Genomic DNA, 13823 nt, shown 5'->3' with positions numbered 1-13823 from the left:
TGTCGAATGCGAAGAAAGTCGCGTTGGAGAGTCGATATGTCCGGCCTTTCCGGCCAGACGGTTGAATTCATGCTAGCACGTTTCGAGCGTCCACCCGTCTGCATTTTGTGCGATGCACAACGGAATTGCCCCATGCTGGTGCGAGGCGGTGCAAATTCCGAAATGTTCTGATGAGCGCGACGCACTGCGCGATGCTGCTATGAAACGCCAGCCGTCACGCAATGCGGGCGACGGTGGCGCGTCAGCGATGATAGCGGAACGCTAAACGCGTAGGTTGGATGAAAAACGCCCGGACCATGCTGACGCGGTCCGGGCGTTGATCGTGAGCGGTGCCGGCGTCTTACACGCGGCCCAGCATCAGAAACTCCATGAGTGCCTTCTGCACGTGCAGACGGTTTTCGGCTTCGTCCCACACGACGCTCTGTGCGCCGTCGATGACGTCTGCCGACACTTCCTCACCGCGGTGCGCGGGCAGGCAGTGCATGAACAGGGCGTCGGGCTTGGCGCGTTGCATGAGATCGGCATTCACGCACCATTGCGCGAACGCGGCCTTGCGTGCCTCGTTCTCCGCTTCGAAACCCATGCTCGTCCAGACGTCCGTCGACACGAGATCGGCGCCTTCGCAGGCCTCGCGCGGATCGTCGAACTCACGCACGAACGGGCGGCTCGATTCCGCGACCATCGCCTGATCGAGGCGGTAGCCCGGCGGCGTGGAGATGTTGAACTGGAAGCCGAAGATCTCGGCGGCCTGGATCCACGTGTACGACATGTTGTTGGCGTCGCCGATCCACGTCACGGTCTTGCCCTTGATCGGGCCGCGATGCTCGTAATACGTAAAGATGTCCGCCAGCACCTGACACGGGTGGTATTCATTCGTGAGGCCGTTGATCACGGGCACGCGGGAGTGCTGCGCAAAACGCTCGAGGATCTCCTGGCCGAACGTGCGGATCATGATGATGTCGGTCATGCGCGAAATCACCTGTGCGGCGTCTTCGATCGGCTCGCCGCGGCCGAGCTGGGTGTCTCGCGTGTTCAGGAACACGGCGTGACCGCCCAACTGGTGAATACCGGCCTCGAACGACAGGCGCGTGCGGGTCGAGCTCTTCTCGAAGATCATCGCCAGCGTGCGGTCGTGCAGCGGGTGGTAGGTCTCGTAGTTCTTGAATTTCTTCTTGAGGATGCGGGTGCGCTCGAGCACGTAGTCATACTCGTCGAGCGTCAGATCCGAAAACTGAAGGTAATGCTTGATGGGTTTGGCGGTGGTCATTTGGATGTTCTGCTGGAGGCCGATATCGCGTGAATTCTCCGCAAGGAAGCTAAGCATTCGCTGGGAACTCGGACGCGTTCGGCACGACGAACAAGCCTTGAGGCCTGTCCCCCGGTCAGGCTCGTGAAGGTGTTCTACCGGTTGCTGGCTACAGGGGAACGGCCCCTAGTCTACCAAATCGTTTTGTCGTCACACGAAAAGCGTATTATCGAGCCCGCTGCTGCACAGCCAAAATCGGCTGGCAAGACCGAAAAAAACATCCGCAGCTATGGTGGGGGACAGGTTCCAGTCTTATATAAGATATAATACTGGCTCTGTCAGCAACGCTACCCGCGTACGGCTGGCCAGGTGTTTTTTGAGGTGATTGAGCGATATGACCGACCAGGTTCCCGCGCGTGAGTATTTCATCCAGGGCCTGACGCTGGATGGCAAGAAGTTTCGTCCGAGTGACTGGGCGGAGCGTCTGTGCGGCGCCGTGTCGTTCTGCGGCCGAAGCAATTCTGGCCCGAACGCATACATGCAGTACTCCCCCTACGTGCGTCCGACGATGGTGGGCGACGTCAAATGCGTCGTTGTCGACGAGCGACTGCGCGAGATCGAGCCGCGAATGTTCGATTTCGTGATGAGTTTTGCCCGTGACAACGGTTTGCAGATGACGGAAGCCTGCTTCGTTCCCGACGTCAAGTAATTCCCCTTCGGCCGTTTTCGGCCAGACGTGAGTGCCGGGCCTTTGGCCCTGACTCACCGTCGAGCTGTCACATCGCTGCCGCTCCGGCACGTCTGCATTGCCTTCTCCCTGTGTATTGCTACGAAGAACGTTCATTGGGACGCACGGTGTCCGCGCGCCGGACGGGTTTCATGCCGTGCAACGTTTGACGGAGCGGAATTGGTGGTGAAGAATGCGCACCAAAGAAAAAAGCCCGCATAAAGCGGGCTTTTTAGTGTCCCGACCGTAGTCGGAACCGGCAAGCAACTTGTTCTGCTTTGCAGCTAGTGCTGTCTTAGGCAGCAGCCGACATCGCCTTGATGGCGGCCGACAGGCGGCTCTTTTGGCGAGCAGCGGTGTTCTTGTGGACGATCTTCTTGTCAGCGATGATGTCGATCGTCTTTGCCGAAGCGCGCAGCACTTCCTTGGCAGCAGCCTGGTCGCCCGTGGCGATGGCCTTGCGAACAGCCTTCACAGCCGTGCGCAGACGCGAACGCAGCGCCGAGTTGTGGGCGTTGATCTTAACGGTTTGACGCGCGCGCTTGCGTGCTTGTGCGGTATTTGCCATGTTCTGTGAATTCCTTGAATTGCTCCGCCTGATGCGGCTTCTATGCAGTTTGGCTCGGCTCCCTGGGAGACACGGTGGCCAGGAAGCAATCCATTGACTTCGAAACCGTCGATTATAGCCGAAGCGAAACGGAAATTGCAACTTCTTTGCTGCACTGCTGTGCGTATAATACGCGCAACATGAATTTGCTAAAAGCTCTCGCTACGGTCAGCGGTTTTACGATGCTCTCGCGCATCACCGGCCTGATTCGTGAAATTCTAATCGCCCGCATGTTCGGCGCCGGTCCCATGACCGACGCCTACAACGTGGCGTTCCGTATCCCCAATCTGCTGCGCCGCCTGTCCGCTGAAGGGGCGTTTTCGCAGGCATTCGTCCCAATTCTGGCCGAATTCAAGACGCAACGTAGCGAAGCCGAGACCAAGACGCTGGTCGACTCGGTCACGACGGTGCTGTTCTGGGTGTTGCTTTCCATCACGATTGCGGGCGTGCTCGGCGCGTCCGGGGTCGTGTACGCCGTGGCGACGGGCCTGTCGCGCGAGAACGGCACGTTCGACGCCGCCGTCTTCATGACGCGCGTGATGTTCCCCTATATCACCCTGATTTCGATCACCACGCTGGCCGCCGGGGTGCTCAATACCTGGCGCCAGTTCTCGATGCCGGCGTTCGCCCCGGTGCTGCTCAACGTCAGCTCGATCGTGGCGTCGCTGTGGGTGGCCCCGCATCTTGAGACGCCGGTCTACGCGCTGGCTTATGCCGTGATCGTCGGCGGGGTGCTGCAACTCGTCATTCAGTTGCCGGCGCTCGCCCGCATCGGCATGTTGCCGCGCATCACGTTCAACGTTCTCGCGGCCCTGCGCAATGCCGGCGTGAAGCGCGTGCTCGCCAAGATGGTCCCCGCTACGCTCGCGGTGTCGGTTGCGCAGGTGAGCCTCATCATCAACACGAACATCGCCTCGCGACTGGCGCAGGGCAGCGTCTCGTGGCTGGCCTATGCCGACCGTCTGATGGAATTTCCAACGGCGTTGCTGGGTGTGGCGCTTGGCACCATCCTGCTGCCGAGCCTGTCGCGGGCAAATGCCGACGGCGATGCCGCCGAGTATTCGGCGCTGCTGGATTGGGGGCTGCGTCTGACATTCCTGCTGGCGATGCCCAGTGCCGTGGGCCTGTTCGTCTACGCGGAACCGTTGACCGCAACGCTCTATCAATATGGCCGCTTTGATGCGACCGACGTTGCGATGACCGCGCATGCGCTGACGGCGTATGGCGTGGGTCTCGTCGGCCTCATTCTCATCAAGATCCTCGCGCCGGGCTTCTACGCCAAGCAGGACATCAAGACGCCGGTGAAGATTGCCATCGTGGTATTGATCGCCACGCAACTGTCGAACCTGCTTTTCGTGCGCTGGTTCGCGCATGCCGGGCTGTCGTTGTCGATCGGCGTGGGCGCCTGCATGAACGCGGCGCTGCTTTTCGTCGGCCTCTACAAGCGCGGCATTTACCGCCCCGCGCCGGGGTGGCGCTTGTTTTTCGTGCAACTGCTCGCCGCGTGCCTGATTCTGGCTGGTCTGCTGCTGTGGTTCACCCAGAGCTTCGACTGGGTGGCGCTTGGTGCGCGTCCGCTGGCCCGAATTGCGTTGCTCGGCGCGAGTCTGGTGCTATGCGCCGTGGTGTATTTCGGGGCATTATTCCTCATGGGTTTCAACTTCTCGTTCTTCCGCCGCCGAACCCTCTCCTGATCCGCCGGGATTGCGGGACGGGCAAGTGACGCGGAAGAAATCACGGATACCGCATGGCGAATCGAATTCTCGAGTACTTTGCCGCGCTGGTGGCGTCCGACGACGGTCTGCCGTTGACCGAGGCCGCCATCGCCATCGCGCAGGACGTCTATCCCGATCTCGACGTGCAGGACACGCTGACGCAGATCGACGCGCTTGCCGCCCGTCTGGCCAAACGTCTGCCGCCTGACGCCGGACCGTTGCAGAAACTGCAACTGCTCGACCACTTCTTCTTCCGTGAACTGGGCTTCACGGTCAATCAGAACGACTATTACGACCCGGACAACAGCCATTTGCATGTGGTGCTGGACCGGCGTCGTGGCATTCCCATTTCTCTGGCCGTGTTGTGCATGGAAATCGGTCACCAGATTGGGTTGCCGTTGCGCGGCCTCTCGTTCCCCGGTCACTTTCTGCTTCGGCTCGCCGTGCCGGCCGGTGATGTCGTTATCGATCCGATTTCTGGTAACTCGCTTTCACCGCAGCGCCTGCTCGAAATGGTGGAGCCTTACCTGAAGCACTATCGCGACGAGAGCGCGGAGCCCATCCAGGAGCTTGCCTTGTGGGCGTTGTTGCATCCGTTCCTGGAGCCGGCGTCGCCGCGCGAGATCCTGGCGCGCATGCTCCGTAATCTGCGCGCGATCTATACGCAGAATGAACGATGGGAACGTTTGCTGGCGGTACAGGAGCGTATGGTGCTCGTGCTGCCCGATCAGCCGATCGAGAAGCGCGACCGGGGGCTGGCCTATGCGCGTCTGGGGCTCGTGCGACCGGCGCAGGACGATCTGGAGCTCTATCTGAGCAAGCGCCCCGATGCCGACGATGCCGACGCCATCCGCCAGGTGCTCGACGACCTGAGCCGTCGCCCGGGGAGTCACGGGTAGTCCTGACGAGGCCTAACGGGGCCCGATGTCGCGCTCGCCAACGCTTTACCGATGAAAAACGCCAGCCGGAGTTACCGGCTGGCGTTTTGTCTTGCGTCGTCTGCTGTTCGCCGACCGCCGTCGGGCGTCGACCGACAGACTGCGGGTTATACCGACTGCATCGACAGTTCCTGCACTTCCCGTTGCAAACCGGGCTTGTAGCCGAAATGGAAAAACACTTCGGCCATCAGGAACATCGGGGCGATGAATATCTGAAAGAGATTGTCGAGCAGCGCCGGCTTGCGGCCTTCGAAGTGATGGCCGATGAGTTGCACGATCCAGCCACCGACGAAGAGCACGCCGAAAACGGTCAGCGCCCAGGGCCACGGTAGCCGGGCAAGATGTTGCGTGACGGCGAGCATGACCGCGAAGAACGCCGTCATGGCAAGCGTGAGCGGCACGTCGAGCAGGAAGTAGTACATCAGCAGTACCAGCACGATCACATGCGTCGCATTCAGTCCGCTGGGGCCGAGCGGCACCCATGAGAACGCCTGCATGACGGCGAGGATGATCATGGGAACGCCGAAGAAATGGGTCAGGCGATTCTTGGGACTGCGGTGATAGCGCTGATAGAACGACATCTGTTGCGCCAGTGATTTCATGCCAGCCTCCTGCCTCGGGGGACGACGGGAAGAATGCTCGGGCACCGGTCGGGGAGCATGAATACCGGTGTCTGGTGCCGTCCGCAAGGTGCGGTCGGCATTCCATTGTAGTCATAGTCGCTACGACATTTTGCTGCGGTGCGACAACGTGTCCGGGGAGGCGCTTTAGGCTCGCCGCCCGGCGGTACACCTCTGATTTTGGTGTTACTTCGGCTGCATCCGGATGGCGCCGTCCAGACGAATGACTTCGCCGTTGAGCATGGGATTGCGCACGATCTGTTCCACGAGCATTGCGTACTCTGCGGGCCTGCCCAGCCGTGGCGGGAAGGGGACCATCTGACCGAGCGATGCCTGCACTTCGGCCGGCATGCCGAGCATCATCGGCGTTTCGAAAATCCCTGGAGCGATGGTCATCACGCGAATCCCGCTGCGCGACAGGTCGCGGGCGACCGGGAGCGTGAGGCTCGCGACACCGCCTTTCGATGCCGCGTAGGCGGCTTGCCCCATTTGCCCGTCGAACGCGGCCACGGATGCGGTATTGACGATCACACCGCGCTCGCCCTCGCCATTGGGTTCGCCCTGGCTCATGGCAGTCGCCGCCAGGCGGATCATGTTGAACGTGCCGATCAGATTGATCTGAATGACGCGCGCGAAGGCGTCGAGCGGATGCGGCCCGTCGCGGCCCACGGTCTTGCTGCCGATGGCGATGCCCGCGCAATTGACGAGACCGCGAAGCGTGCCCAGCGATTGGGCCGCCGCCACGGCCGCCTTGCCGTCATCTTCACGCGTGACGTCGCATTTGACGAACTTGCCGCCGAGCTTCTCGGCAAGCGCTTCGCCTTCATCGACGTTGACGTCGGCGAGCGTGACTTTCGCGCCAAGTCCGGCCAGCCAGCGCGCGGCCGCTGCGCCGAGCCCCGAGGCGCCACCGGTGATCAGAAACACATTGCCCTGAATTTCCATGCGTCATCCTCCTTTGGCAAAAAAGGCGGCGCAGTGGAAACTGGCCGCCTTTTCTGTGGCGTTACTTATGCAGTACTCGCGTCACGCGTGTCGAATACACCTCGAACCGACATCGGCTTCGGCGTAACCGGCGAGTGGTCACCCCCGATCACACGGCGACGGCGACTGAATTACTTCAGTGCGTCGAATGCACGGGTGCGGATTTCTTCCACGCTGCCCTGACCCGAAATCTTGCGGTACTGCGGGGCTTCGACGATCGCGCCCGGGCTGCCGTGCTTGGCCCAATCCGAATAATAGGCCACCAGCGGCTTGGTTTGCGATTCGTACACGGCGAGGCGCTTCTTGACGGTCTCTTCCTTGTCGTCGTCGCGCTGCACGAGCGGTTCGCCGGTCACGTCGTCAACGCCTTCGACCTTCGGCGGATTGAACTTGACGTGGTACGTGCGGCCCGATGCCGGATGCGTACGACGGCCGCTCATGCGGGTGATGATTTCGTCGAACGGCACGTCGATTTCGAGCACGAAGTCGATGGCGACGCCCGCTTCCTTCATGGCTTCCGCCTGGGCGATGGTGCGCGGGAAACCGTCGAACAGATAGCCGTTCTTGCAGTCGTCGGCGGTGAGGCGTTCCTTCACCATGCCGATGATCACGGCGTCCGGCACCAGATCGCCGGCGTCCATGAAACGCTTGGCTTCGAGGCCGAGTTGGGTGCCTTCCTTGATCGCGGCGCGCAGCATGTCGCCGGTCGAGATTTGCGGGATGCCGAATTTTTCTTTGATGAAAGTTGCTTGGGTGCCCTTACCGGCCCCGGGTGCCCCCAACAAAATCAGACGCATCGATGACTCCTGAAAGTTTGTGATTTGTAAATGCTGTGCGTGCGGCAGGCGGGTGCGTCCCACGGGTGTCTTGCGGCGGTTGCGGGTCCGGTGACCGGCCAACCGCGCGGCGCGCAGACGTCGCGCTCGGCATAGCGCGACGCGTGCGGGACCGAGGTCTGCTCGCGAGAATCAGAGCGATTATGCCACGTCATGCCCGCCCGGCGGCGTTTTGCAGACTTGCTAACGCCACGCCGATGCGATTTCCGGGACACACCCGTTACCGCAACAGGGGCGTGCCGAACCTCGGATTTGCACCGAGCCGCGAATGGGGGTACGCGTCAGTTTTTCAGCAATGCGCGCACGCGTTCGAGATCTTCGGCGGTATCCACGCCCGGTAGCGGGGCATCGTCGGTAACCAGCACGGCGATACGTTCGCCATGCCAGAGCGCACGCAACTGCTCAAGCGACTCTGCCGTCTCGACCGGCGCCTGCGGCAAGCTGGGATAGCTGCGAAGGAACTTGGCGCGATAGGCGTACAGCCCGATATGACGGAAGATCGGTGTCGTCGCGGCCGGCAGCGTGGCCGCATGGGCCAGGCCCGCAGCCCACGCGTCGCGCGACCAGGGAATGGGGGCGCGGGAAAAATACAACGCACGGCTGTGCGCGTCGAGCACGACCTTGACGACGTTCGGCGAGAAGATCTCGGCGTTGTCGGTGATCGGATGCGCTGCCGTTGACAGCGCACATTCAGGATGTTCGGCCAGATGCCCGGCGACGGCATGCACCAGCCGCGGGTCGATCAGGGGTTCGTCGCCCTGCACGTTGACGACGATGGTGTCGTCCGACCAGCCTTGCTGGGCGGCGACTTCGGCAAGACGGTCGGTACCGGTCGGGTGATCGGCACGCGTGAGCACGACATCGAAGCCATGGGCCGAGACGGCGTCAACCACACTTTGCGCGTCCGTGGCCACGACCACCTGACGCGCCCCCGACTCGCGCGCGCGCTCAGCGACACGCACGACCATCGGTTTGCCGCCGATGTCGGCCAGCGGCTTGTTGGGCAGGCGCGTCGACGCGAGACGCGCGGGCACCACGGCGACAAAATCGAGGGTGACTTTCGTATCGCTCACGATGCGGACTTGTTGTCGTTCAGCGGGACGGGCGTACCCTCGACGGACTGACGTGCTTCATCGGCCAGCATGACGGGAATCCCGTCGCGAATCGGGTACGCGAGCTTGTCTGCGTGGCAAATCAGCTCCTGGGCTTTCTTATCCAGCGCCAGCGGGCCCTTGCACAACGGGCAGACGAGAATCTCAAACAGTCGGTTGTCCACGCAATTTCTCCACTACCAATGATACGAGACGCGCATCGAGCGCTGCCTCGGCAGGTACGGCCCACACACGCGGGTCGGACCAGGTGACGCATTTTACTGCATCCTTTTCGGTGATCAGGATGGCGTCGGCGGCAACGCCGTCGAACGGATTCACCGCAAAGTCGTAATGATCGGGCAGCGCCAGTGTCTCGATCTGCAAGCCTGCTGCGCGCAATGCCGCGAAGAATCGCTCCGGCGCTCCGATGCCGGCGGCGGCCAGCACGCGTTTGCCTGCGAAGTGCGACAGCGCCCGGGTGAGCGAGGGTTGGCTCACGCACCACGCATCACCGAGCGTGAGCGTCAGGCGCCACGTGTTGGGCCACTCGGGCAGCGTCCTGCCGTAAGGGTCGTTGATCAGATTGATGTCCCGACGACGCGACAACGGTTCACGCAACGGTCCGGCGGGCAAGAGAAAGCCGTTGCCGCCAAGGCGGTGATCGAAGACGGCAATCTCGACATCACGCGCCAGCGCGTAATGCTGAAGCCCGTCGTCGCACACGATGACATCGCATTCCGGGTGTGCCGCGAGCAACGCCTGGCCGCCTTCGACGCGCGACGGCCAGACCCACACAGGCGCGCCCGTGCGTTTGGCGATCAGCAACGGTTCGTCGCCGGTCGCTTCGGGGCGCGCGGTGACACTTACCTCGGTCGGACGGGAAAGACTGGCGCCGTATCCACGCGAGAGCACGCCGGGCGTATAGCCGCGGGCGCGCAAGGCCTCGACAAGGGCGATGACGGTCGGTGTCTTGCCGGTACCTCCCACGGTGAGGTTGCCGACGATAACGACCGGCACCGGCAGGCGCGTCGACCGCTTCCCACCACGACGAAAACGCATGCGCCGCCACGCGGCGATGGCGCCAAAGATCCACGACAGGGGCCACAACAACCACGCCACGATTCCGCGACGTTGCCACTGCGCGCTCACCCAATGCACCAGCGATCCGGACAGGCGAGGCACGAGCGCGCGTGCGCGCGCCCCGTTCGCGTTGTCCGGGCGAGTGGGGTGGGTCATCGGGCCGGCTGCGCCGTCGTCGATCGCGCGGCGAACGTCAGGCGCGACAGGCCGGCTTCACGCGCGGCTTCCATCACGTTGATGACCGATTGATGAGCGCTCTTGGCGTCGGCATTGATGATGATGACGGGCGGCTCGGCTCCCGTGTTCGCCGGGCCGGCTGCCTGACGCAGTGCCGCCGTCAGGCTCGCTACGTCGCGTTGTGCGAGCGAGTGCCGATCAATGGCGTAACTGCCATCTGCGCCGACCGAGACGACGATCTGACGCGGCGGCACCACGGCCTTTTCGGCATCCGCCGTCGGCAGATTGACCTTGAGCGCCGTGTAGCGCGTGTAGGTCGTGGTGACCATCAGGAATATCAGGATGACGAGCAGCACGTCGATGAGCGGAATCAGATTGATCTCCGGCTCGTCGCGCGTGGAGAGACCTCGACGGAAATTCATCGCGTGTCTCTCGAATCAATGCCGCGGCAGCGTGGCATCGAGAAAATGGACGGCTTGCGTCTCGAGCTCGACGAGGAAGGCGTCGACACGCGTGCGGTAATAGCGGTAGAAGATCATCGCGGGAATCGCGATCATCAGCCCGAAGCCGGTGTTGTAGAGCGCAACGGAAATGCCGTGCGCCAGTTGGGCCGGGTCGGTGCCTGTTGCATCCTGCGAACCGAAAATCTCGATCATGCCGATCACCGTGCCGAACAGCCCCATCAGCGGGGCGACCGAGGCGATGGTGCCCAGAGCGGGCAGAAAGCGTTCGAGTTCGTGAGCGACGGCACGCCCCGTTTCCTCCAGCGCATCCTTCGCACCTTCGCGCGGGCCCTGCGGATTATGGGCGACGTACCGGACGCCGGTCGCCAGCACCCGGCCGAGCATCGAGCCACGGGCCAGCGCTTCGGTGGCGTCCTGCTTGGCGGCGCCTCGGCGGGCGAGCGTGATCGCGTTTTCGAGCACACCCGTCGGCAGCACGCGAGTGCGGCGCAACGACAGTGCGCGCTCCACGATCAGAGCGAGGGCGATGACGGATGCGATGAGAAGTGGCCAGATGGGCCAGCCGGCGGCCTGGATGACGGCGAACAAAGACGACCTCTTGCTTGTTGCGGGGATGGGCAAACGAGTCCGAACTGTAGCGTGCAGGGGGGGGATGGGCAAGCACCGTTTTCCACACCTGACGAGCACAAGGATGTGGACAACCTTGGGATACGTTCGACAACTCTTTGACGCGACGGCTCTTTTTAGTTCGTGATGAAAAAATGGGCAATGAGCGGTTTCAGAAATGAACACCACCGCAAGCTCACAAATCCCAAGACTTTTCCATCAGCCTGTGGATAACTATGTGCACATGTCGTCCAGCGAAGATATATCTGGGTGCCGTCGCCTGATTCGTGACACGCGGGACAGCAGATGTCCCCTGCAAACCCTGATAAATCAAGGATTTGTTGTCTCAGTGCAGGAAATATGGGGCGCCCGGACGAGAAAACCCTTAAATTAGCGGGCCTGTGGACAGTTTTTCGTCAGCGCATACGCATGAACCTATCTTTCGACGATGCACGGCCCAACGGTGGTGCAGATCGCGTGCTAAGTGTTTCGGATTTGAACAAGGCCGTTGCCGGCGTGCTGGAGCGGAGTTTCCCTCTGGCCTGGGTCAGCGGTGAGATATCCAACTTTACGCGCGCAGCCAGCGGCCATTGGTATTTCTCGATCAAGGACGCGCAGGCGCAGATGCGCTGCGTGATGTTCCGTGGGCGCGCGCAGCACGCGGACTTCTCGCCGAAAGAGGGCGACCGGGTCGAAGTCCGGGCCTTGCTCTCCATGTATGTGCCGCGCGGCGAGGTGCAGCTCAACGTCGAGGCGATTCGCCGGGCGGGGCAGGGCAACTTGTACGAAGCGTTCCTGCGGCTCAAGGAAAAGCTCGCCGCCGCCGGGCTGTTCGATGCCGAACGCAAACGCCCCTTGCCCCGTTATGCGCGCCGGGTGGGGGTCGTCACGTCGTTGCAGGCCGCAGCCTTGCGCGACGTGCTGACGACGCTGGCCCGCCGCGCCCCGCACATCTCCATCGTGGTCTACCCGGCGCCGGTGCAGGGCGTCGACGCAGCGTCGCGGCTGGCGGCCGCGCTCGACACGGCCAACACCCGTAACGAGGTCGACACGATTCTCCTGTGCCGCGGGGGCGGTTCCATCGAAGACCTGTGGGCATTCAACGAGGAAGTGCTGGCGCACGCCATTGCCCGCAGCAAGCTGCCCGTGGTCTCCGGCGTGGGACACGAAACCGATTTCACCATTGCCGACTTTGTGGCGGACGTGCGCGCCCCCACGCCCACGGCGGCTGCCGAGCTGATCACGGCTGCGCGCGATGAGTGTCTGCGTGACGTGGACCGCGAGCGCCAGCGCCTGAGCCGCGCGATGCGCCGCACGCTGGAGCAGCGTGCCCAGCAACTCGACAGTCTGTCGCGCGGGCTGGTATCGCCGCGTGAGCGTCTGGCGCGTCAGCGCGGCGAGCTGGCGCATCTGGCCGACCGCATGCGCCATGCGCTGGAGCGCCCGCTGGCCCAGCGCCGCAGCCGGTTCGAGATGTTGCGCCTGAGACTGGCCCGTGCGGTACCCGATGTGGCGTCGCAGCATGAGCGGCTGGCATTGCTCTCGCAACGCTTGCGCACGGCGATGTCACGTCGCGCGGAACGTTCGACCCAGCGCCTGCTCGACGCGAACGCTCAGCTCGAGTTGCTCAACCCGCGCCGCACGCTGCAACGCGGTTATGCCGCAGTGCTCGATGCGAAGGGGCACCCGCTGCGCGACCCGAAGAAGTTGCAGCGAGGCCAGCAGGTGACGATGCATCTGGCCGACGGGGCGGCGGATGTGGGCATTGGTGACGTTCAGGTCAGGCTAGACGATACTTTTTAGTCGACCCTGTTGGGCAAAGCTGGCGAATCGCAGGCATCGTGCATCGATTAGTCGGGATCGGCAAACAATCGTCACATTCGTCGGGCAGATTGCGTAAACCAAGTACCCGTTGGGTTTGCGGGGTTATCGCATCTGCCCTAGAATCGATGGCTCCGGATAACGCAAAATCGGGTTCCCCTCAGAGCACAAAGGACAATTGCCATGGAACACAAGCTCCCTGAACTGCCGTACGCCATCGATGCACTGGCACCGACCATCTCCAAGGAAACGATGGAGTATCACTACGGCAAGCATCACCAAGCCTATGTGACGAACTTGAACAACCTGATCAAGGGCACCGAATTCGAAAACGCCAGCCTCGAAGACATCATCAAGAAGTCGTCGGGCGGCGTGTTCAACAACGCAGCACAGGTGTGGAACCACACCTTCTTCTGGAACACCCTGTCGCCGAACGGCGGCGGTGCGCCGAGCGGCGATCTGGCCAAGGCCATCGACGCCAAGTTCGGTTCGTACGACGCTTTCAAGGAAACGTTCTCGAAGTCGGCCGTGGGTAACTTCGGTTCGGGCTGGACGTGGCTCGTGAAGAAGGCCGACGGTTCGGTCGACATCGTGAACACCAGCAACGCTGCCACGCCGCTGACCGGCGCCGACAAGCCGCTGATCACGATCGACGTGTGGGAACACGCGTACTACATCGACTACCGCAATGCCCGTCCGAAGTTCGTCGAGGCATTCTGGAATCTGGTCAATTGGGAATTCGCTGCGAAGAACTTCGCGTAATCGAGACTCCCGGAATTTGCCGGTCGGCTTCGACGCCTCTTCGTCGAAGCACAACGTCAGTTACCCGACCCGAGTGCCTGACGGCACCGGCAAAACGAAAGCCCACTGCGTGCAGTGGGCTTTTTGTTTTTCAGCGCTCGCAGAGTCAT

General features: G+C 62.3%; 15 protein-coding genes. 5 read left to right on the top strand and 10 right to left on the bottom strand.

Translation table 11 applies throughout. From position 1 onward, the window contains the following. Positions 1-340: 340 nt before the first annotated feature. Entirely contained in the window at positions 341-1267 is a 927-nt protein-coding gene (argF, locus tag PCA20602_RS01250; RefSeq protein WP_150719631.1) for an ornithine carbamoyltransferase, read from the bottom strand. 373 nt (positions 1268-1640) lie between these two features. Here argF and PCA20602_RS01245 point away from each other — a divergent pair, with 373 nt between their 5' ends. Beyond that, the gene (locus PCA20602_RS01245; protein ID WP_069341968.1) at positions 1641-1955 is read left to right on the top strand and encodes a DUF3579 domain-containing protein; all 315 of its coding nucleotides are present in this window, start codon (positions 1641-1643) and stop codon (positions 1953-1955) included. Between the two features lie 313 nt (positions 1956-2268). Here the strand turns inward: PCA20602_RS01245 and rpsT are convergent, their stop codons facing one another. After that, on the bottom strand, positions 2269-2541 hold the full coding sequence (gene rpsT / locus PCA20602_RS01240) for a 30S ribosomal protein S20 (protein WP_069341967.1): 273 nt from the start codon (positions 2539-2541) through the stop codon (positions 2269-2271). A gap of 179 nt (positions 2542-2720) precedes the next feature. On the opposite strand from rpsT, the gene murJ reads away from it, so the two are divergent. Then, positions 2721-4274: a murein biosynthesis integral membrane protein MurJ gene (gene murJ, locus PCA20602_RS01235; RefSeq protein ID WP_150719630.1), complete on the top strand. Its 1554-nt coding sequence runs from the start codon at positions 2721-2723 to the stop codon at positions 4272-4274. Positions 4275-4327: 53 nt separating this feature from the next. Continuing rightward, positions 4328-5194, top strand: a complete 867-nt coding sequence (locus tag PCA20602_RS01230) for a SirB1 family protein (protein ID WP_069341965.1) — start codon at positions 4328-4330, stop codon at positions 5192-5194. 146 nt (positions 5195-5340) lie between these two features. Here PCA20602_RS01230 and PCA20602_RS01225 read toward each other — a convergent pair whose 3' ends face one another. The 8 genes from PCA20602_RS01225 to PCA20602_RS01190 form a co-directional block, all read right to left on the bottom strand. Continuing rightward, positions 5341-5835, bottom strand: a complete 495-nt coding sequence (locus tag PCA20602_RS01225; RefSeq protein ID WP_150719629.1) for an Mpo1 family 2-hydroxy fatty acid dioxygenase — start codon at positions 5833-5835, stop codon at positions 5341-5343. A gap of 204 nt (positions 5836-6039) precedes the next feature. Beyond that, a complete protein-coding gene (locus tag PCA20602_RS01220) occupies positions 6040-6798 on the bottom strand; it encodes an SDR family NAD(P)-dependent oxidoreductase (protein ID WP_069341963.1) in 759 nt (252 codons plus the stop codon). 170 nt (positions 6799-6968) lie between these two features. Then, the gene (gene adk, locus PCA20602_RS01215; protein ID WP_150719628.1) at positions 6969-7634 is read right to left on the bottom strand and encodes an adenylate kinase; all 666 of its coding nucleotides are present in this window, start codon (positions 7632-7634) and stop codon (positions 6969-6971) included. Between the two features lie 320 nt (positions 7635-7954). After that, on the bottom strand, positions 7955-8746 hold the full coding sequence (gene kdsB / locus PCA20602_RS01210; protein WP_150719627.1) for a 3-deoxy-manno-octulosonate cytidylyltransferase: 792 nt from the start codon (positions 8744-8746) through the stop codon (positions 7955-7957). Then, a complete protein-coding gene (locus PCA20602_RS01205; RefSeq protein ID WP_150719626.1) occupies positions 8743-8949 on the bottom strand; it encodes a Trm112 family protein in 207 nt (68 codons plus the stop codon). Before PCA20602_RS01205 ends, kdsB begins: the two co-directional genes overlap by 4 nt. Next, a complete protein-coding gene (gene lpxK, locus PCA20602_RS01200; RefSeq protein ID WP_150719985.1) occupies positions 8930-9946 on the bottom strand; it encodes a tetraacyldisaccharide 4'-kinase in 1017 nt (338 codons plus the stop codon). Before lpxK ends, PCA20602_RS01205 begins: the two co-directional genes overlap by 20 nt. 50 nt (positions 9947-9996) lie before the next feature. Continuing rightward, positions 9997-10443 carry an ExbD/TolR family protein gene (locus tag PCA20602_RS01195; RefSeq protein WP_069341959.1) on the bottom strand — a complete coding sequence of 149 codons (447 nt, stop codon included), beginning with the start codon at positions 10441-10443 and terminating at the stop codon, positions 9997-9999. A 15-nt stretch (positions 10444-10458) separates the two neighbouring features. Then, entirely contained in the window at positions 10459-11073 is a 615-nt protein-coding gene (locus tag PCA20602_RS01190) for a MotA/TolQ/ExbB proton channel family protein (protein ID WP_150719625.1), read from the bottom strand. A gap of 447 nt (positions 11074-11520) precedes the next feature. Here PCA20602_RS01190 and xseA point away from each other — a divergent pair, with 447 nt between their 5' ends. Further along, entirely contained in the window at positions 11521-12894 is a 1374-nt protein-coding gene (xseA, locus tag PCA20602_RS01185) for an exodeoxyribonuclease VII large subunit (RefSeq protein WP_150719624.1), read from the top strand. 201 nt (positions 12895-13095) lie between these two features. Next, entirely contained in the window at positions 13096-13674 is a 579-nt protein-coding gene (gene sodB / locus PCA20602_RS01180; RefSeq protein WP_150719623.1) for a superoxide dismutase [Fe], read from the top strand. Positions 13675-13823 lie beyond the last annotated feature (149 nt).

The sequence above is a fragment of the Pandoraea capi genome, assembly GCF_902459735.1.
GTDB lineage: Bacteria > Pseudomonadota > Gammaproteobacteria > Burkholderiales > Burkholderiaceae > Pandoraea > Pandoraea capi.
Note: the sequence above shows the minus strand (reverse complement) of the source record. Positions and strands in the feature narration are given on the sequence as shown.

What these genes read in the sequence shown, in the direction of transcription:
- PCA20602_RS01225 (WP_150719629.1), bottom strand. Translation starts at nt 5,835, where the DNA reads ATGAAATCACTGGCGCAACAGATGTCGTTCTATCAGCGCTATCACCGC.
- PCA20602_RS01195 (WP_069341959.1), bottom strand. Translation starts at nt 10,443, where the DNA reads ATGAATTTCCGTCGAGGTCTCTCCACGCGCGACGAGCCGGAGATCAAT.
- xseA (WP_150719624.1), top strand. Translation starts at nt 11,521, where the DNA reads ATGAACCTATCTTTCGACGATGCACGGCCCAACGGTGGTGCAGATCGC.
- murJ (WP_150719630.1), top strand. Translation starts at nt 2,721, where the DNA reads ATGAATTTGCTAAAAGCTCTCGCTACGGTCAGCGGTTTTACGATGCTC.
- PCA20602_RS01220 (WP_069341963.1), bottom strand. Translation starts at nt 6,798, where the DNA reads ATGGAAATTCAGGGCAATGTGTTTCTGATCACCGGTGGCGCCTCGGGG.
- rpsT (WP_069341967.1), bottom strand. Translation starts at nt 2,541, where the DNA reads ATGGCAAATACCGCACAAGCACGCAAGCGCGCGCGTCAAACCGTTAAG.
- sodB (WP_150719623.1), top strand. Translation starts at nt 13,096, where the DNA reads ATGGAACACAAGCTCCCTGAACTGCCGTACGCCATCGATGCACTGGCA.
- PCA20602_RS01245 (WP_069341968.1), top strand. Translation starts at nt 1,641, where the DNA reads ATGACCGACCAGGTTCCCGCGCGTGAGTATTTCATCCAGGGCCTGACG.
- PCA20602_RS01230 (WP_069341965.1), top strand. Translation starts at nt 4,328, where the DNA reads ATGGCGAATCGAATTCTCGAGTACTTTGCCGCGCTGGTGGCGTCCGAC.
- adk (WP_150719628.1), bottom strand. Translation starts at nt 7,634, where the DNA reads ATGCGTCTGATTTTGTTGGGGGCACCCGGGGCCGGTAAGGGCACCCAA.
- argF (WP_150719631.1), bottom strand. Translation starts at nt 1,267, where the DNA reads ATGACCACCGCCAAACCCATCAAGCATTACCTTCAGTTTTCGGATCTG.